Annotated in this window: 16 protein-coding genes, 4 tRNA genes and 2 pseudogenes; 9 read left to right on the top strand and 13 right to left on the bottom strand. The window is 59.7% G+C overall.

Annotated elements, in window-relative coordinates:
• Nucleotides 1-54: 54 nt before the first annotated feature.
• The 4 genes from M5J09_RS02465 to M5J09_RS02450 are packed head-to-tail and all read right to left on the bottom strand — an operon-like array spanning nt 55 to nt 3,930.
• Nucleotides 55-861, bottom strand: coding sequence for an ABC transporter ATP-binding protein (locus M5J09_RS02465; RefSeq protein WP_257156848.1), 807 nt, complete (start codon nt 859-861; stop codon nt 55-57).
• 7 nt (nt 862-868) lie between these two features.
• Nucleotides 869-1,921, bottom strand: a complete 1,053-nt coding sequence (locus M5J09_RS02460) for an iron chelate uptake ABC transporter family permease subunit (RefSeq protein WP_257156847.1) — start codon at nt 1,919-1,921, stop codon at nt 869-871.
• Complete coding sequence (locus tag M5J09_RS02455) at nt 1,918-2,985, bottom strand: iron ABC transporter permease (RefSeq protein ID WP_257156846.1); 1,068 nt, start codon at nt 2,983-2,985, stop codon at nt 1,918-1,920. Before M5J09_RS02455 ends, M5J09_RS02460 begins: the two co-directional genes overlap by 4 nt.
• On the bottom strand, nt 2,986-3,930 hold the full coding sequence (locus M5J09_RS02450) for an ABC transporter substrate-binding protein (protein WP_257156845.1): 945 nt from the start codon (nt 3,928-3,930) through the stop codon (nt 2,986-2,988).
• Nucleotides 3,931-4,054: 124 nt separating this feature from the next.
• Here M5J09_RS02450 and M5J09_RS02445 point away from each other — a divergent pair, with 124 nt between their 5' ends.
• The 9 genes and pseudogenes from M5J09_RS02445 (at nt 4,055) to M5J09_RS02410 (ending at nt 12,861) form a co-directional block, all read left to right on the top strand.
• Nucleotides 4,055-4,849 (top strand): siderophore-interacting protein, encoded by a 795-nt coding sequence (locus M5J09_RS02445; protein WP_070537483.1) that lies wholly within the window; start codon nt 4,055-4,057, stop codon nt 4,847-4,849.
• 593 nt (nt 4,850-5,442) lie between these two features.
• Complete coding sequence (locus tag M5J09_RS02440; RefSeq protein WP_257156844.1) at nt 5,443-6,654, top strand: IS1249 family transposase; 1,212 nt, start codon at nt 5,443-5,445, stop codon at nt 6,652-6,654.
• Nucleotides 6,655-6,722: 68 nt separating this feature from the next.
• Nucleotides 6,723-6,788, top strand: a complete 66-nt coding sequence (locus tag M5J09_RS13290; RefSeq protein ID WP_071569110.1) for an erythromycin resistance leader peptide — start codon at nt 6,723-6,725, stop codon at nt 6,786-6,788.
• A gap of 99 nt (nt 6,789-6,887) precedes the next feature.
• Nucleotides 6,888-7,742 carry a 23S ribosomal RNA methyltransferase Erm gene (erm, locus tag M5J09_RS02435; protein WP_016459102.1) on the top strand — a complete coding sequence of 285 codons (855 nt, stop codon included), beginning with the start codon at nt 6,888-6,890 and terminating at the stop codon, nt 7,740-7,742.
• A 164-nt stretch (nt 7,743-7,906) separates the two neighbouring features.
• A pseudogene (locus tag M5J09_RS02430) lies at nt 7,907-8,324 on the top strand (transposase family protein); the annotation flags it as partial.
• 480 nt (nt 8,325-8,804) lie between these two features.
• Nucleotides 8,805-9,116: pseudogene (locus M5J09_RS02425) on the top strand (FAD-binding domain-containing protein); the annotation flags it as partial.
• Between the two features lie 54 nt (nt 9,117-9,170).
• Nucleotides 9,171-10,178, top strand: coding sequence for a pyridoxal-phosphate dependent enzyme (locus M5J09_RS02420; protein ID WP_371440968.1), 1,008 nt, complete (start codon nt 9,171-9,173; stop codon nt 10,176-10,178).
• A complete protein-coding gene (locus M5J09_RS02415) occupies nt 10,175-11,476 on the top strand; it encodes an FAD/NAD(P)-binding domain-containing protein (RefSeq protein ID WP_257156843.1) in 1,302 nt (433 codons plus the stop codon). Before M5J09_RS02420 ends, M5J09_RS02415 begins: the two co-directional genes overlap by 4 nt.
• Nucleotides 11,473-12,861 carry a Y4yA family PLP-dependent enzyme gene (locus tag M5J09_RS02410; protein ID WP_257156842.1) on the top strand — a complete coding sequence of 463 codons (1,389 nt, stop codon included), beginning with the start codon at nt 11,473-11,475 and terminating at the stop codon, nt 12,859-12,861. Before M5J09_RS02415 ends, M5J09_RS02410 begins: the two co-directional genes overlap by 4 nt.
• A 103-nt stretch (nt 12,862-12,964) precedes the next feature.
• Here M5J09_RS02410 and rplA read toward each other — a convergent pair whose 3' ends face one another.
• From rplA to M5J09_RS02365, 9 genes are all read right to left on the bottom strand, one after another.
• A complete protein-coding gene (gene rplA / locus M5J09_RS02405) occupies nt 12,965-13,669 on the bottom strand; it encodes a 50S ribosomal protein L1 (RefSeq protein WP_239180451.1) in 705 nt (234 codons plus the stop codon).
• Between the two features lie 99 nt (nt 13,670-13,768).
• Nucleotides 13,769-14,212 carry a 50S ribosomal protein L11 gene (gene rplK, locus M5J09_RS02400; RefSeq protein ID WP_042529226.1) on the bottom strand — a complete coding sequence of 148 codons (444 nt, stop codon included), beginning with the start codon at nt 14,210-14,212 and terminating at the stop codon, nt 13,769-13,771.
• 166 nt (nt 14,213-14,378) lie between these two features.
• Nucleotides 14,379-15,347, bottom strand: coding sequence for a transcription termination/antitermination protein NusG (gene nusG, locus M5J09_RS02395; RefSeq protein WP_257156948.1), 969 nt, complete (start codon nt 15,345-15,347; stop codon nt 14,379-14,381).
• Between the two features lie 125 nt (nt 15,348-15,472).
• On the bottom strand, nt 15,473-15,799 hold the full coding sequence (gene secE / locus M5J09_RS02390) for a preprotein translocase subunit SecE (protein WP_257156841.1): 327 nt from the start codon (nt 15,797-15,799) through the stop codon (nt 15,473-15,475).
• A gap of 25 nt (nt 15,800-15,824) precedes the next feature.
• A tRNA-Trp gene (locus M5J09_RS02385) sits at nt 15,825-15,900 on the bottom strand.
• 129 nt (nt 15,901-16,029) lie between these two features.
• A tRNA-Met gene (locus M5J09_RS02380) sits at nt 16,030-16,101 on the bottom strand.
• 34 nt (nt 16,102-16,135) lie between these two features.
• Nucleotides 16,136-16,211 (bottom strand) — tRNA-Thr (locus tag M5J09_RS02375).
• Nucleotides 16,212-16,489: 278 nt separating this feature from the next.
• Nucleotides 16,490-16,571 (bottom strand) — tRNA-Tyr (locus tag M5J09_RS02370).
• A 76-nt stretch (nt 16,572-16,647) separates the two neighbouring features.
• Nucleotides 16,648-17,652, bottom strand: a complete 1,005-nt coding sequence (locus M5J09_RS02365; RefSeq protein ID WP_042529217.1) for a polyprenyl synthetase family protein — start codon at nt 17,650-17,652, stop codon at nt 16,648-16,650.
• Nucleotides 17,653-17,745 lie beyond the last annotated feature (93 nt).

Here is a 17,745-nt window from a genome sequence, read left to right as displayed (position 1 = left end):
CCGAGCTGGGCAAACTCCAAATCGCTCCCCTGAGGGCTTTGTACTCGGGTTTCTTTATGGGGTTGTTGGCGTGCCGAGCACTCCACGCGGAACGATGACGGGGGCGTCGCTTCGCGGGTCATCCCAGATTTCAACGCCGATGCCATACGCGGCCGCCAGCACTTCTTTCGTCAACGCCTGGCGGGGAGTTCCCTGCGCGATGACCTCACCGTTGTTCATGACCACCATGGTGTCAGAGTACTGACCGGCCAACATAAGATCGTGCAACACGACGACGACCGTTTTCCCTGCATTGGCTTGTTTGCGCACAAGCTCTAAAACGCTAATGGCGTGGGCTGGGTCGAGGAAGGTGGTGGGTTCGTCAAGAAGCAGCACTGGCGTGTCCTGCGCCAAAGCAAGCGCTAGCCACACGCGCTGGCGTTGGCCGCCCGACAGTGCCGCGATGTCACGGTCGATGAAGTCCATAATACCCGTCTCCACGCAAGCCTGCGCGATGATGTCGCGGTCTTTCGCGGACAGTCCCCGCCCGCGGCCCAGGTGCGGGTAGCGGCCGCGCGCGACGAGCTCGCCCACCCGCAGCCCGTCCGGTGCCGTCGGCTGCTGCGGAAGAAGCGCCACGTGGGCAGCTGCTTCTTTCGGGCTCATGGCGTGCACGTCTAGCTCGCCGATGCGCACGCGCCCCTGCCGCGGGCGAAGAATCTTAGACAAGGTCTTCAGCAGCGTGGACTTGCCGCAGCCATTGGGGCCAATGAGCGTGGTGATTTCACCCGGGCGGGCCACTAGGTCAACGCCGGACAGGATGTCTTCCCCGTCCTTATAGCCGGCATGAATACCGGTAGCTGTAATTTCTCTGTCTTTCACAAGCTTTTTATCCTCTCCGCCGTGCGGCGTTCCACACCAAGATGACCAGGGCGCCCCCTCCGATGATGGAGGAGACAGCGCCTACGGGAGCGTCCATCGGCAGCAATCCAGCAATGACAGCGCATACACTCAACAAGGCGGCGCCGGCAGCGCAGGAGACCAGGGGCACCGGCGTGGGTGTTCGGGCAACAATGCGCCCCACGTGCGGGGCCAGAAGCGCGATGAAACCAATGGGACCGGCCACGGATACGGTCACCGCGCAGATGCCCGTAGCTGCCACCAGCAGGAGCGTGCGTGTTCGCGTGATGTTGACCCCAAGGGAAAGGGCCGAGAGATCATCGTGTGCAAGGAGCGGCAGCTCCCGAGCACACCACACGCCGAGAACTACGAATGGTGCCAACCCCACGAGCAGAGGAATGATGACATCCATCCGTACAAACCCTGTGGTTCCCGCCAACCAGAGCTGGGACTGCGCCGCACGGAGGAGCTGGGCAGCGCGCAACAGATATGCCACGAGGGCTTGGAACAGAAGTGACAGCGCGATTCCGACGATGACGATGCGGTTGCTCGTACCGATTCCCCCAAGTGCCACGAGCAGGATGGCTGCTAGCACCGCGCCCAGCAGCGCGAGTGCCGCCCGCCACCAGAACATGGAGAGCCCCTCAGCGAGGAGAGGCCGGGAGAGTACCGTTCCGATGATCACCATGACCGACGCGCCACCAGTCACGCCAAGGATATCGGGCGAGGCCAGCGGATTGCGAGACATAGACTGCGTCCACGAGCCCGCCAGCCCGAGCGCGGCGCCCACGATGAGGGTCGCTAGCGCTACCGGCATACGCAGGTCCCAAACAACGCGAATTTCACTTCGGCTTCCCCCGCCGTTGAGAATCTCCAAAACCCGCCCCGGGCTCAAGTCCATGGGGCCTTGGCCCAGCAGGAGAACATAGGAGCTTGCTGCGACCAGAATAAAGAAGCAGGTGGCCATCCATATCCCTGTCCGGCGCTGTCGTTCTTGAGAACGCAAGTGCTTGACGACGTCCCCCTTCACCCGCCCACTCATAGCGTGTGCTCCCCACGGTGTACGGCCCAGATGAGAAATGGTGCACCCACAAAGGCCAAGACAATGGACATCTCTAACTCTGATGGACCCGCGATCAGCCGGCCGAGGATATCCGCAGCAAGTACGAAGCAACCACCGAGTAATGCGGCCGGAGCAATCATAGCGGTAACTTCTGGTCCCGTGAACCGGCGCAGCAGATGCGGAATGGCAAACCCGACGAAGGCAATGGGCCCCGTCGCCGCAGTAGCACATCCCGCTAAGACAACGATGCTCAAGGCAGCGCCGCGTCGCGCCAATGTGGGAGAACCACCTAGAGCAACCGAGGATTCCTTCCCCATTGCCAAGAGATCGAGCGGGCGCGCCACACGTGCGGCGATGATAAAACCGACAAGCAGTCCGGCACCTGCGATGGCGACATCTTCTGGGCCGCGCCCAAACGTGGAGCCGATGGTCCACCGACGCATGCTGTCGAGAACATCCGTGGAATATAGGCCGATCAGCATGGCGCCAGAGCTCAAGGCAGCAGCAACACCTGCGCCGACTAAGACCAGCGTCAAAGGATCCTGAAACCTGCGGGACACACCCAGCACTAATGCCGTGGCCAAGCCAGCGCCGAGGAGGGCGAGCGCTGTCCGCATCCCGGTTGAGGTCGCGATTCCTAGTGTTGTCCCGAGAGCTACAAGGAACGAGGCTCCCGCAGTGATACCGATGAAGCCCGGATCAGCCAGGGGATTTCTAGTCCAGGACTGGGCGATTACACCCGATACTGCGATGGCAGCACCCGCAAAGTAGGCCACGAACGTGCGGGGGATACGCAAATCCCACACGATATTCTCGATGTCTGCTTCGCCCCCGTGAAGAAGTACAGAGAACAGATCAGGCAACGGGATAGTCCTGGACCCCACTACTAGCGAGCACAGGAAAAGGAGAAGGGTCGCAATAACGAGTGCCGTGGTCAGCCGCGCGCGGCTCCTCCCCCGCGAGTCCAGTGTGGCTGCCTTGTCGCCGTGGTGTGTGCCCGCAGCACCGTGGATAGCGTCAGCCTTCCTCGGTAGTGCGAGCACTTAGAGCTTCTCTTCGAACTTGTTGACGGCCCACGGGATCGTCAGCGGATTTGGCATGCTCATCGCATTGCCGGTGTCCGTGTCCAGGTAGCGAACACGGCCATCCTTGACCACGTCGAGGCCCTGGAACGTGGAGTCCTTCTTGAGTTCATCGGCCGCGCCGTTGTAATCCAAGACGAACAGGTAGTCCACGTTGTTGAGCTGGGAGTAGTTTTCTGGGGCATAGTCCACGAAAAAGCTGGAGCCATCACCCTGCAGTTCCTGCGGAATGTCAAAGCCGAGAGATTCGATGAACTGGCCGCGGCCGTCCTCTGCTGTGTAGAGGCCCAGCTTCCCTTCATAGGGCATGACGATGGCTGCTCGTTTGCCCTGCAGCTCCGGGTGAGAGTTCTTGAACTGCTCTAAGGCGTCCTCCGCTTGGTCAATGAGCTTCTCCCCCTCCTCTTCCTTGTCCACGGCGGAGGCGATGGTCTTAACTTGCTCCTCCCAGGGAATCTGCCAGTCTTCGAAACCTTCGGGCTTCACGGTCAGCGGGGCGATATCCTCGAGGGATTTCTTCGCCTCCTGATCCACAGCTTGGTTCACGGCGATGATCTGTGTGGGATCCGAGGCCGTGACCTGTTCAAGAACCTCTGCCGTGAAACCGGAAGCGGTGTTATAAATCACCTCGGGCTGGGCATCACCCAAAAGTTCCTTCGCCCAGGGGCCAACGCCGGAGCCATCACCGTCGCCTTGCGAACCCCACGGCGCCACGGCAATCGGAGTGATTCCGAGTGCCAGCACGGTATCGGCATCACCGAGCCCCAGGCTGGCAACGCGCACCTCCTCGGCACTGTCCGCACCCGCGCTGTCCTCGCCACTTCCGCGCGAGCACCCCGCTAAAGCAATCGCTGCCGCTGAGACAATAGCGAGCACGGTTTTCGCGCGCCGGTTGATAGCAACCATGGATTAAACCTTTCCTTCACAGGGAAGGAGCACGCACATTAACGGGCTCCTAACTTATTTGAGGCTAGCCTAACTTCTTCTCTATAATGGTGACAAATTTCCCTCCCACCTAGGAACGCTTCCCTTGACGCATCACCGCCTATTGCCCGTCACCCTCACCGGGAACACCCGCCTCAAGCCGCGGCTGCACCGTTTAACTTTTCACTCGCCGGCTTTTGGTGACTACCTCTTAGCCGGGCCTGACGAGTATTTTGGGCTCCTCATGCCCCAAGACAAGCAGGAATTTTCACCCTTCCCGGTCGACGATGCCAATGTTCGCGCCGCCGTCACCCGATTGCCCGACGACATTCGCCCAGCATTGCGCTGGTACACAATTCGCAAGCTCAACCAGAAAGCGTGCACCATCGATGTCGACGTGGTGACTCACGGCGATAATGGCCCGGGCTCACGCTGGATCCTCAACGCCCAACCCGGGGATAGCGCTGGAATATATACCGGGCAAGCACGATGGCAGGCGCCTAAGAAGTCACAGCTGTTGCTTGCGGACGCCTCCGCCCTACCGGCCCTGCGGCATATCTTGGAGCACTACGAAGCCTGTTCACCGGAAACCTTGGACAGCGTCGACGTCGTTGCCATGATCGCCGACGATGCCGAAGTTGAAGACGGCTTTGAAGAAGCGTGGCGCGACAAAGTTCGCTCGCTCACCATGGTCCTGGCTCCACACGGCGAACACTGCACACGCGCCAGACAACTTCTCGGCTCCCGCTTCACCGCGGATACTGCACCGGATTCGGTATGGGTGTCCGGTGAAGGGGATCTCGCCAAAGCTGTGCGCTCACTAGCCGTGCACTACTGGGGCGTTCCGCGCGAAGACGTCATCTGGTCCGTCTACTGGATTCAAGGAAAGCCGCGGCCTTAACCCCCTCTGCACGCGCCATAACACGAGGACGGCCCTCCTCCAGCCCGCCACATATCCGTATGCCGAGCCTGCATGAGGGCTGAGACGGCATGAGGGCCGAGTCCACCGCAGAACAAAAGACCGCGTGCACTAATTGGCAGTGGACTAAAAGCAGCACAATGCGTTTCCAGATGGTTCCCATCAGAAGGTTTCATTCGAAAGGCTCACCTGACCCCAAACGAACCGTCATCGCTACTCCAGATGGTTTGTTTGCCCCCAAGAAAACCATCTGACTAAAACCTTTTAGCTAGAACCATCGTGCACCACGGTTCTGTCCCCAGAACCGCTACCCCGCTATCCTTACCCCCTCAGCACCGCTGCCCCACCATCCGGTCCAACGAACTTGGCTCAGTTCAGGCTTCAGCCCCACCCAGGGCCGAGGGCTTAAGGGACATTTCGTGTGGATAAATCGATACGGATTCCTGAAACAGCCTGGGATAATGCGGCGATCTTGCTTTGTAATCGGTTCCAACAGCCCGATCGGTGAAATCAACACCGGATAGTCCTAGGTCTGTGGTAGGAGGGCTGCTGCTGGTGAGGTAAGGCCAATTCCTATGGCTAATAGGAATCGGCCGTCGTGTGACATGTGCGGCCACTTACTGGTTAAGAACGGCAAAACCGCGGCAGGAACCCAACGCTGGCTATGCCCTCAGTGCAACGCATCATCGATTAATCCCCGGGTACACACCAGCGAGATTCGACACTTCAAAATCTTTATCGACTGGATTCTTTCCGGCGAATCCGCAGACCATTTAGCTAAACGGCTTGGGGTGACCAGACGAACTTTGACCCGGTGGTTCAAGCTTTTGTGGTTTATCACCGTGCCCACGTCTACTGACCCCTATCGTGTCTACGACCAGGTCTTTATCGACGGCACCTACTTTCACAAGAAATGCCTGCTGGTAGCCTGCACCGATACACACGTCATCGCCTGGCATTGGTGCCTGCGTGAAACCTCATACGAGTACTTAAAACTGCTCGACAAAATCGCTCAACCACTCATCGTGACCACCGACGGGGCAGGCGGAGCATTAAAAGCACTGCGCATTAAATGGCCCGACGTTGCCATCCAGCGCTGTCTTGTTCACGTCCAGCGCAACACCTTTGCTGATATCAGCCGCAACCCGATTCACCCAGCCCATAAAGCAATCCGAAAGCTGGGCTACATGCTCGTCCAGGTACGCAATCCCGAAGATGCTGCACGGTTTACAGCTGCAGTCCACCACACCCGCATCACCTTTGCTGATTGGCTTAAACAGCGCACCTACCGCAGTGCTATACCGGCAGGCCAAGTACCGAAATGGGTCAGCCCCAACCAGAAATGGTGGTACACCCACCGCAACGCCCGCAGGGCTCTAAAGCGGCTAGAAAAGCTCATCCACGCCGGACACCTATTTGCCTTCCTGACCCCGCCTGATGGCCTCACCCAGGACTTAAAAGCCACCACAAACCTGCTGGAAGGCGGCATCAACAAACAGCTCAAAGACTTAGCGGGCAATCATCGCGGCATGTTCGATGAGCATCAGCGCATCACCATGGACTGGTGGCTCTACACCCACACCGAAGACCCCGTGCCGCCACTGGAAATAGCCAAGCAACAAGACTTCGGACGCCAAGGAGAAAAAGCAGCGCGCGCAGCCTGGACGAAAGAAGAACTTAAACGCCGTGGCCACCCAGACGGGCGACCCGCCACATACGACACCGGCATCGACAACGAATGGAACCCCAGCTTAGGAGTAAGAAAAGGCTGGGCCGGACGCGCCTAAATCCACACGAAATGCCCCTTAACGCGACACGCCGAGCCAGACACACATTTTGACCCTTAACCCTTTAAATGGATATAATTAGACCCATGTTGATTTCAGGTACCGCTTTCTTGCGGTTGCGCACCAACCGCTAAGGCGGTTTCCTACCCCGTAGGTTAAAAACCGCTCCGGTCCTTTAGCCGGGCGGCTATTTGTCATGCCCGGCTCCCTTTCAAATCCAAGGAGCACACCTGATGTCTGCATACGGACACGGCCGTCACGAGCATGGCCAAAATTTTCTCACCAACCACAAGATCATCAACTCCATCATCGACCTTGTGAAACAAACCTCCGGCCCCATCATTGAGATCGGACCAGGAAGCGGTGCCCTCACTCACCCGATGGCCCACTTGGGGAGGGCGATAACGGCAGTTGAAGTGGACGCAAAACTAGCTGCCAAAATCACACAAGAAACCTCCTCGGCGGCGGTCGAAGTGGTCCATGATGATTTCCTTAACTTCCGGTTACCCGCCACTCCCTGCGTCATTGTGGGAAACATTCCCTTTCACCTCACCACTGCCATTCTTCGAAAGTTGCTGCATGCGCCAGCATGGACTGACGCTGTACTCCTCATGCAGTGGGAAGTCGCTCGCCGCCGGGCCGGGGTAGGCGCAAGCACGATGATGACGGCTCAGTGGTCCCCATGGTTCACATTTCACCTGGGTTCTCGGGTACCAAGGCCTGCTTTCCGGCCACAGCCAAACGTTGACGGGGGGATCTTAGTGATCCGCCGGGTGGGTGACCCGAAGATTCCGATAGAGCAGCGCAAAGCCTTTCAGGCGATGGTGCACACCGTTTTCACTGCCCGGGGACGCGGGATAGGGGAAATTCTCCGAAGGGCAGGGTTGTTTTCATCACGTTCAGAAACACAATCATGGTTGCGCTCGCGAGGAATCGACCCCGCGACCCTACCTCCCAGATTGCACACCAACGACTGGATCGATCTCTTCCAGGTGACTGGTTCCTCTCTACCTCACCATCGACCCATTTCACCATCGGGAAGTAGTCAACGACCTCCTCAACGGAAAAACCGAAGCCGGCGGCGTTAATCCCCACCAAAACCGAAATCCACCAGTAGTACTAAAAGGGCTCTTCCGGTTTTAGAGTGCATTGATTAGTTCGCCGGGGGTTCGGGCGTGGCACAAGATATTGGGGTCCTTGGCTTTGTAGGAAAAAGGTATCTAATCCATCCGTACAAAACTAAGGACCTACTGTGCAGCCTAACGGAAATGTCATCGTCGATACCATCTGCCGCACCGCAAAACTAGGAACTACTATCACCGGTGCCACAGAAAACGGTGACGTCACTGTTATTGAAGCCGAACCCGTCGAGCCGATCAATGAATGCCCTACCTGCGGGCAGCCTGGAGTATTCCGCGACCACGTCATCCGCAGCCTGGTCGATCTGCCCATCGTCGGCCACCCAACAACTTCATGTGCGCCTTCCACGCTACCGGTGCACCAACAAGCGTTGCTTGCAGAAGATCTTCCGTGCTGGCCTTGCCTGCGCGCCCGACAATTCAAAGACCACGGACCAGGTGACCCACTGGATCCTGCAACGACTCTGCCTAAATCGGATGAGCGTTGCCGCTGCACCCAAGTCATTAGGCCTGGGGTGGGATATGAAGTGTCCCAGGTTTTGTTCCGTTTGATGAAACCCGTTTTTGAAACAACGTACGGAGCACAACGCACGCCGATGCCAAAGCTTCCGCAACATCGACTACCTCATCAAACCCACGACAGTGGGATTCACACCCTCAATCCCCACGCGTGCAAATCCACACGAAATGTCCCTTAAGCCGGGCCGAGACTGAGACAGCACAACGCGGGCCCCGGAAAACCGGGACCCGCGTTGCAAGGGGTCTTGGTTATCAGGCGGTTTCTCACGCCGCCCGCCCTGCAAGACTCAGGGTGTTCTCTCTATCTCTCATGCGCCTCTCTCAAACGCACAGGATTATTATGCGGCACGTTCCTTGTAATGCCATACCACCAACCTGCCAATTGCCTGTTAGTGAAAAAAGTGCCTTTACCCTGTGCAAATCCAGCACTAGAAACGGGAAAGACCCCCGCTCGCAAGCGAGCGGAGGCCTTGACGCCGTTAACACTGATAGCACAACCGCGTGCGCATGGTGGTGGGCTCGTTCCTCCCGGAGAACCTGGGCATTCACTGGCGCCTATGCGAGGAATGGTTTTGGGACACCTTGGTGGATGCCGATGCCGCCTCCAACCCCTTTAATTGGCAGTGAGTTGCCGGCTGCGGCGATGATGCCGCGCCCTTCTTTCGCATCTTCAACCCCGAAACGCAGGCCAAGCGCTTTGTTCCCGACGGCGACTATGTTCGCCGCTGGGTACCCGCATTGTCCGCGCCGCCAATTATGGATCTCAAGGAATCGCGCAAAGCTGCGCTCGATGCCTATGCATAGATCAAAGAACAAGCCGGCAACAAAAGCCGCAGGCAGAGGTCTACCATGGTATTAATGATGAGCCCACGGATTCATTCTCAAGCCCAACCACCTATTGGCCATACCCCGCTGATGCGCGTGGATGCCATTAATCCCCGTACCGATGTGCACCTCTACCTCAAGCTAGAGCAATTCAACCTGGGCGGATCCGCCAAGGACCGCACCGCACGCGCACTCATCCAAGCCGCGCTTGGCGCCGGCGACATAGGCCCCGGATCCACCCTGGTGGAGTCTTCCTCGGGCAACCTTGGCATGGCGCTGGCCCGCCAGGCCCCACTTGCGGGTATGAAATTCCACTGCGTGGTCGATCCTCGCGTCAATTCCTCCACCGTGGCCACGATGCGGGCCTACGGCGCCCACGTAGAATTACTGGATCACCCGGACCCGGAAACCGGCGATTGGCTCACCGCTCGCCGCACCCGCGTGGCCGAGCTTCTAGAAGAGATCCCCGATTCTTTCAATCTCAACCAGTACTCCAACGAGGCCGCCTTTTACGCCCACGCCGAAGGCACGATGACGGAAATCATGTACCAGCTCGGACAGGCGCCCACCCACTTGCTCGTCGCTATGAGCACCACCGGCACTCTCGGCGGCTGCGTCCGCAAGCTCACTGAGCTTGGTGCTGATACGGAGACCATCGGTGTCGATGCCGAAGGCTCCGTGCTGTTTGGGGGCCAGCGCGGCACCCGCATGCTGCCGGGCTATGGCGCTGGCATTGTCACCGATCTATCCACCAAATTCTCGCCGTCCTCAGTCGAGCGTGTGCCCGATCTGGATGCCATTGTGGCAGCCCGTCGCCTCGCCCAGGCCGAAGGCCTTCTGCCTGGGGCCTCCGGCGGCGCGGTCATCGCAGCATTCCAGCGTCTCGCGCCTACCCTTCCGGCCGGTGCGGAGGTCGTGGCTGTACTCCACGACGGTGGCCAGCCTTACCTCGATACCATCTACAACGATTCCTGGGTCTGCGAGCATTTCGATATCTCTCCTCCCGAGCTCGCCGCGCGCGTCGAAGAGGATTCAGAGTGAGCTCGCAGGAACCTTCCCGCCGCATCGCCATCATCGGCGGCGGCCCACGCGGGCTGTGGGCCGTAGAAGAGCTCATCGGGCGCGCCGGCATCCCCGTGGATATCACCGTCTTTGATCCCTACCCCGCCGGCGCCGGCGCGGTGTATCGCCCGCAGCAGCCGCCGCAGTGGCGCCTTAACGTCAATTGCGCCATCGTCACCACCGCACACGATAGCTTCAACGCTTGGCGTACCCGCCGCGGGGAATCCACCACCGATGCCTTCCCGCCACGCGCGCAGGTGGGGCAATTCTTGGCCGATACGTGGGCTGCTGCCCTGCACCGCGCCCCGCAGCACGTGCGCATTCGACACCTACCCCAGTGTGTGAGTTCGGTGTCTGCCGCTGACGGCGGGTTCATCGTCGATGGCTCGCCCTTCGACGAAGTCCTCGTCTGCACCGGCCACGATCACCTCCACCCCGGTGCCTTAGTCCACGAGCCTTCCCGCGTTCCGGTCACCGGACTCTACTTCGGCGCCGATTTGCCCAGTGCCCCGCGACGGATTGGGGTGCGCGGTGCTGCCTTGAGCTTCATCGATGTTTGCCTGCTGTACGGCGATACCTCCGAGGTCATCTTCCCAGTAAGCCGCAGCGGGCGTTTTATGGAGGTCAAACCCGCGCCGGGCACGCCGCAGCCCGAGATCCCGGCCCATGTAAGGCGCGCCTGTGCCGGCGTGCACAATGCCGATGAATTGCGCGACATCCTCCTGGCAGCCGCCGGATCGATGGGTGAGTTTTCCACCGGGGACCTGGCTGCAGTGCTCGACGGCCACGATTTTTCCGGTGATGCCGTCGCAGAACTGGACGCCTCCCTCCGAGCCGCTGAGGGCACAGGGCCCCTTACCCCGGCGGCGGCTGTGGGTGCGGCGTTTCGGGGGCTCTTTCAAGAATGCGTGGACTGGCACAAGGCTCATGGCCCCATGCCCGGCTTCCGTGAGCTCTCGCGCACTCTCGAGCGCGTGGCGTTTGGCCCACCCCCAGTCACCGCGCGGCGCCTGCTCGAGCTCATCCGCACAGGCGTGGTAGATACCCGCTACCTCGCCGCCCCGGACCAAATTGACCTTTGGCGCACACAAGGTGACATTGACCTGCTTATCGATGCCACCGTAGCTCCCCAAGCCACCCCCTCCCCTTTCCACGATGTCCCCGGCGTCGTGGAAATCGGCCGCATGAATGAGCTGGAGCTTCCCGGCCATGACTCGTTGAACCGTTCCATGCACGATGACATCCCCCGCTGGGCAGAGAAAGTAGGAAATCCATGACCCACTACACCACCCCGCTACCCGTTCATGGCACCGTTGCGCTGCGCGCCCGGTGGGAAGAATGGATGTCAAAATTGGTGGGTGACCCACAGCAAGTTTCCCGCCTCACCTCCGAATATGGTTCGCCCGTTAATGTGCTCAACCCTGCACCGTTACACCGCAACGCCCAAGAGCTCCTCGATGCCGGCGCCTCTCATGGCGTGGACACCCAGGTATTTTTCGCTCGTAAAGCCAATAAAGCCTTGTGCTTCGTCGACGCCGCCCGCGAGGCTGGCCTGGGCGTGGACGTCGCCAGTGAAAATGAGCTGCGCCAAGTGCTTAACCGTGGTGTTGCACCCGATCGGATTATCCTCAGCGCAGCTATTAAGACCGACGCGCTGCTTCGCCTAGCTATCGACCGCGGAGTCACCATTTCCTGCGATTCGCGCGCGGAGGCTATGCGCATCGCTGCCCTTGCCAAGGCCCTCCACCACACCGCACACGTAGCACCGCGCCTTGCTCCCAACCCGGATAACCTCCCGCCGACGCGCTTCGGTGAACTCCTCCACGCATGGCAAAGCCATGCCTGGCCCGAAACCATCCACGCTGACGGCGTCCACGTACACCTGCATGGCTATAGCGAATCGGACCGCCGCACCGCGCTCGCGGAGGCCATCGCCCTCATCGAGCACCTCCGCGCGGCCGGCCAGCCTGCTTCCTTCATCGATATCGGCGGCGGTGTTCCCATGAGCTACCTCGAATCCCGCGGGCAATGGGAGTATTACCAGGAGCGCATCGCAGCCCAGCGCGCCGGCACCGGTGAGCCGTTCACCTGGAAGTCCGACCCGCTCTCAAATACCTACCCCTTCTGGCAGACACCCACCCGCGGCCAGTGGTTAGACCAACTCCTTTCTGGTGAGGTGGCCGGGTTTGGCCCTGCCGGCCGCGCCTTGGGCGAGCGAAAAATTTCTCTTCACTTGGAGCCGGGACGCAGCCTGCTCGATGGCTGCGGCATCATTCTCGCTGAGGTCAGCTTCCTCAAAGAGCGCTCCGACGGCCTGCCCCTCATCGGCGCCGCCATGAACCGCACCCAGTGCCGTACCGCGGCGGATGATATCTTGCTCGACCCGCTCCTCGTACCCACTGCCGGAGACCTCGGTGCGGTGGGCCGGGAACCGCGCACCGGGTTCGTGGTGGGGGCCTATTGCATCGAAGATGAAGTCATCTTGCGCCGCGAGCTCGATTTCCCCAAGGGCATTGCGGTGGGCGATACCCTCGCTATCCCTAACACCGCCGGTTACTTCATGCATATTTTGGAGTCTGCCTCTCACCAGATTCCGTTAGCACGCAATGTCTACCTGGACGCAGACGGCCGGGGCTGGGCGCCGGACGATATCGACGCCTAGAGATCGCAGCCGCTATCTCCACGGGACTGGCTGGGCAAAGGAAAAGGGCTCCGAGGGTAAACCTCGAAGCCCTTTGTCAATTAGCGCGATGCGCCAGACCGATTTACTCGGTGTAGTTCTTCTCCACGGAAGCGTCGACCGGGATGCCCGGACCGGAAGTGGTGGAGATGGTGATCTTCTTGGCGTAGATGCCCTTGGCGGAGGCCGGCTTGAGACGAATGATCTCGTCGTACAGCGCGCCGTAGTTCTCAGCCAGCTTCTCAGCGTCGAAGGAAGCCTTACCGATGATGGCGTGCAGGTTGGAAGCCTTGTCCACGCGGAACGAGATCTTACCGCCCTTGACGTCAGCAACAGCCTTGGTCACGTCAGCGGTGACGGTGCCGGTCTTCGGGTTCGGCATGAGACCACGCGGGCCCAAGACGCGGGCAACGCGGCCAACCTTGGCCATCTGGTCCGGGGTAGCGATAGCAACGTCGAAATCGATGTTGCCCTCGTTGATGGCGGTGATCAGCTCGTCGGTACCAACGATGTCGGCGCCAGCAGCCTTAGCTTCCTCAGCCTTGTCGCCCTCAGCGAAGACGGCGACGCGGACGTCCTTACCGGTGCCGTTCGGCAGGGAAACGGTACCGCGAACCAGCTGGTCAGCCTTACGCGGGTCAACGCCGAGACGGAAGACAACGTCTACGGTGGCGTCGAAGTTCTTGGAGGCGGTCTCCTTGGCCAGCTTGGCGGCCTCGATCGGGCGGTAGAGGCGGGAGCGGTCTACCAGCTCAGCGGCAGCCTTGTATGCCTTGGACTTGGTGCTCATATGATGCAATTCCTTTTCTTGGATTGATGTGGTCGAAGCGGGCCGTAGCTGGCCCTACCACGCGCACTACGGGGACGTAGTGCGCATTAAAAGCGATATTTACTTAGCCGGGATGCCGTCAACGGTGATGCCCATGGAGCGAGCGGTACCAGCGATGATGCGGGCGCCGTTGTCGATGTCACGAGCGTTGAGGTCCTCGAACTTGGTCTGTGCAATCTCCTTGCACTGATCCCAGGTCACGGAGCCGACCTTGTCGGTGTGCGGAACGCCGGAGCCCTTCTTGATGCCCGCAGCCTTGAGCAGGAGCTTCGCTGCCGGCGGGGTCTTCAGCTTGAAGTCGAAGGAACGGTCCTCGTAGACGGTGATTTCCACCGGCACGACGTTGCCGCGCTGGGACTCGGTCGCAGCGTTGTAGGCCTTGCAGAACTCCATGATGTTGACGCCGTGGGCACCGAGTGCCGGACCAACCGGCGGAGCCGGGTTAGCAGCGCCTGCCTCGATCTGGAGCTTGATCAGGCCGGTAACCTTCTTCTTGGGAGCCATCGAATTACCTCTTTCCTCGTGGTACCGAGGTGCCGCCACGATGAATAACAGCACCCCGTCCGGATGCCCACGCAGCGTGGGCCACCGGAGGATGAACGTTTAAACATGCACAAAAGCGCACGGCGTTCAAGTTTAGAACACCGTGCGCCCAGCACAAAATCGCTTTTTAGGAGATGCGCTCGATCTCCGTCGGGGACAACTCCACCGGGGTCTCGCGGCCAAAGATGGACACCAAGCCCTGCATCTTGCCGGTTTCCGGGTCGATTTCTGAAATAGTGGCGGACACCGACGCCAGCGGACCAGACAGGATGGTGACTGCCTCGCCCACCTCGAAGTCGTGGGCGTACGCCTTAGCGGCCTCCTTCTCCGGCATAGCGACGACCTGCTCGCCTTCGGAATCAGCAGCCGAGCTCTCGGGATCCACGGTGGCATCGTTCGGCATGAGGAACTTGGCCACATCGCGGATCTTCACCGGAGTAGCATTGCCTTCGTTGCCCACGAAGGAGGTTACGCCCGGGGTATCGCGGACGACGGACCACGCGGCGTCGTTAAGCTCCATGCGCACAAGCACGTAACCCGGCAGCAGCTTACGCTTCACAACCTTCTTCTTGCCGTCCTTCTTTTCAATCACCTGCTCGACTGGCACGACGACGTCGAAGATGGAGTCCTCTACCTCGAGGGTCTGGGCACGCATGTCCAGGTTGGTCTTCACTTTGTTTTCATAGCCGGAGTAGCACTGAATGATGTACCACTGGCCCGGCTGCTTCTTCAGCTCGCGGGTAAAGGCACGCAGGCGGGTCTTGTACTCAGCATCTGCTGCGGCGGTATCCGCAGATGCGCTTTCCGACGTCTCCTCGCCCTCACCGCTGCCTCCCAACGCGGCCTCCGCTGCCTTCGTCGCAGCCTCCTTCTCGGCAGCCTCCTTCTCCTCAGGGGACAGCTCATCCTGCTGTTCCTGAGGCTCCTCAGCAGCAGCGTCAGTAACCTCAGAGGCGCCAGCGGCCTCGGAGGTGGCTACAGCGTCAGTGGGTTCCTCAGCATTAACCTCGGCTGCTTCCACAGCCTCGGAGGCCTGGTCTTGGACGTTGTCGATCATGGCCTGCTCAAGGGAAGTGCCGGTGGTTTCGTCGCTCATTGTCTGCTCCATCTTCATGTTAATCCGTCTAGTCACCACCAGGGTACTCGGCGTGGCTAGGGCAAAAAGTATCCCGCCGTTCCCCAGGTGGGATTCGGCGGGATGAAAGTATGTAGGTGATTCTACTAAGGCGCGAGGACTGCTTCAACTCCGAGGCCGGTAAGCGTGTCCACGCCCCACACCAACGCGGTGAGAATAATGAGGAAGGCGAAGGTCACGAGAACGTACTGGACCATTTCCTTACCGGTGGGCCAGACAACCTTCTTGATTTCAGAAGCGACCTCGCCCGGGAAGGACGCCACAGAGCCGCCAGCAGATTCTTGCTTCTTATCCTCGACACGCACGACGCGCTTGTCGTTGTAGGACTCAGTAGAGGTGGTTGCTGCGCCAGAGAGCTGACGCTTGCCGGTTGGGCGCGCGGACCCGGTGCTCGGCTGCTTTTCATCGCTCACGGCGAGAACCTCCTTGGAAATGATGTGGCAGGGGCGACAGGACTCGAACCTGCAACCTACGGTTTTGGAGACCGTTGCGCTACCAATTGCGCCACGCCCCTTTGCGTGTCCCCTTTGGGACAACGCACAACCCTACCAGAACGGTGATCCTTCATGGAAACCACCTGCCGTGTAAGGCTGGGAGTCGGTAGTAAAAAAGCGCCCACGGGGCGGGCGCTTTTCTTTCCCGGTAGCGATGGCGAGAATTGAACTCGCGACACAGCGATTATGAGTCGCTTGCTCTACCACTGAGCTACACCGCCATATTCACTTCCCAGACATGTCTGGAAACATGAATGGAGCCCCCTGACAGAATCGAACTGTCGACCTTTTCCTTACCATGGAAACGCTCTGCCGACTGAGCTAAGGGGGCACAGCCTCTTTGAGTCACGGATTATCTCCGCTGTGCTCTCGTTGAAGCCTTGAAAAGATTAACCCGAAACGCTCAAACAACACAAATCGCCAGCGCACCCGATGTTTTTAAGCCCTTACAGCCTGTAAGCGTTGCGTCATCACGACCACTAGACCCCGCCCCGCACACACTAAGCCCATCTCCCCAAGGTCGAGGCCAGATTGAGGCTGAGAATTCGCCCCAAGTCCGCAACGCAAAAATCCCGCAGACGCTTTCTAACGTCTGCGGGACTCATTCTGTGCCAGGTAGAAGATTCGAACTTCTGAAGGCAATGCCGGCGGATTTACAGTCCGCTCCCTTTGGCCGCTCGGGCAACCTGGCATGCACTCTTGAGTGCGGTTATGTACTTTACTACGAAGCCCCGCCCTCGATGCAAATCAGCTGGCAGGAAGCCTATTTAACCCACGCGCTGCACGGTGTAATCCGCGAGCTGACGCAGCGCTTCACTCGCCGTGCATTCCGGTAACAGCGACAGCTGGTCCTCCACCACGCGCAGGTAGGCGTTGACATCAGCCATGGCCTTGTCCCGACCGGTCGACTTCCAGAGAAGTTCGATCGCACGCTCAACGGCGGCATCCTCAGTCAGTGGGCCTGTCAGCAGGCCACGCAGCTCGTCCCCCACGTCACCTTCTTCCTCCAAGGCATAGAGAACCGGAAGGGTGAACACGCCCTCACGCAGGTCGGTTCCCGGGGTCTTTCCGGATTCTTCGGGGTCGGAGAAGATGTCAATGATGTCATCGACAATCTGGAAAATCATGCCCACGGCAGCGCCGATCTGACGCAGCGCCTCGCACTGCTCTGGGCCAGCACCCGCGTGGTAGGCACCCAGGTAACCGGCGGACGCGATGAGCACCGCGGTCTTTTCCCGAATGACCGCCGTGTAGTGTTCCACTGCGTTCGCCTCACCAGCGCCAATGGTTTCGCGCATTTGGCCGGTGACGAGTTCTTCGAAGGTTTCCGCAAAATGCTCAACGGTATGCGTATCGAGCTGGCTCATCAGACGCGAGGAGTGCGCCAACAGCGCATCGCCGGCCAAGATAGCCACCGAGTTGGTCCACCGAAAATTAGCAGATTCCACACCGCGACGGCGGTCTGCTTCATCCATGACATCGTCGTGGTAGAGCGTGGCTACATGAACCATCTCCACGGCTGTGGCTGCCTTAACCACGTCTGGTGATTCCGGGCGCTCACCAAACTCAGAGGCCAGCAGCGCCATCATCGGGCGGAAACGCTTACCACCGGCTAAGGAGAGGTGACGCACCTTCTCCTTCAGGAAATCCTGCCCGCGATCGAGCTCTACGCTCAGCAGATCCTCAACAGCAGCCATCCCGGCGTTGATACGCTCGGTGAGCTGCGCATCCCCCAAGTCCACGTGCTTGGCGTGAGTTTGGCCGTGTGACATTAAACGCGTTCCTTTTAACTCAAAAATCCTAGTGTTTACTTACCGTAGCCCATAGCACGGCCCTCAACACACTCAAGGCCAGTATCCCGTGCA

Source organism: Corynebacterium sp. BF-R-2, from assembly GCF_024586525.1.
GTDB lineage: Bacteria > Actinomycetota > Actinomycetes > Mycobacteriales > Mycobacteriaceae > Corynebacterium > Corynebacterium singulare.
This window is presented reverse-complemented; position numbering and strand designations above follow the sequence as displayed.

What these genes read in the sequence shown, in the direction of transcription:
- M5J09_RS02460 (WP_257156847.1), bottom strand. Translation starts at nt 1,921, where the DNA reads ATGAGTGGGCGGGTGAAGGGGGACGTCGTCAAGCACTTGCGTTCTCAA.
- M5J09_RS02450 (WP_257156845.1), bottom strand. Translation starts at nt 3,930, where the DNA reads ATGGTTGCTATCAACCGGCGCGCGAAAACCGTGCTCGCTATTGTCTCA.
- M5J09_RS02440 (WP_257156844.1), top strand. Translation starts at nt 5,443, where the DNA reads ATGGCTAATAGGAATCGGCCGTCGTGTGACATGTGCGGCCACTTACTG.
- erm (WP_016459102.1), top strand. Translation starts at nt 6,888, where the DNA reads ATGTCTGCATACGGACACGGCCGTCACGAGCATGGCCAAAATTTTCTC.
- M5J09_RS02420 (WP_371440968.1), top strand. Translation starts at nt 9,171, where the DNA reads ATGATGAGCCCACGGATTCATTCTCAAGCCCAACCACCTATTGGCCAT.
- M5J09_RS02410 (WP_257156842.1), top strand. Translation starts at nt 11,473, where the DNA reads ATGACCCACTACACCACCCCGCTACCCGTTCATGGCACCGTTGCGCTG.
- rplA (WP_239180451.1), bottom strand. Translation starts at nt 13,669, where the DNA reads ATGAGCACCAAGTCCAAGGCATACAAGGCTGCCGCTGAGCTGGTAGAC.
- rplK (WP_042529226.1), bottom strand. Translation starts at nt 14,212, where the DNA reads ATGGCTCCCAAGAAGAAGGTTACCGGCCTGATCAAGCTCCAGATCGAG.
- nusG (WP_257156948.1), bottom strand. Translation starts at nt 15,347, where the DNA reads ATGAGCGACGAAACCACCGGCACTTCCCTTGAGCAGGCCATGATCGAC.
- M5J09_RS02365 (WP_042529217.1), bottom strand. Translation starts at nt 17,652, where the DNA reads ATGTCACACGGCCAAACTCACGCCAAGCACGTGGACTTGGGGGATGCG.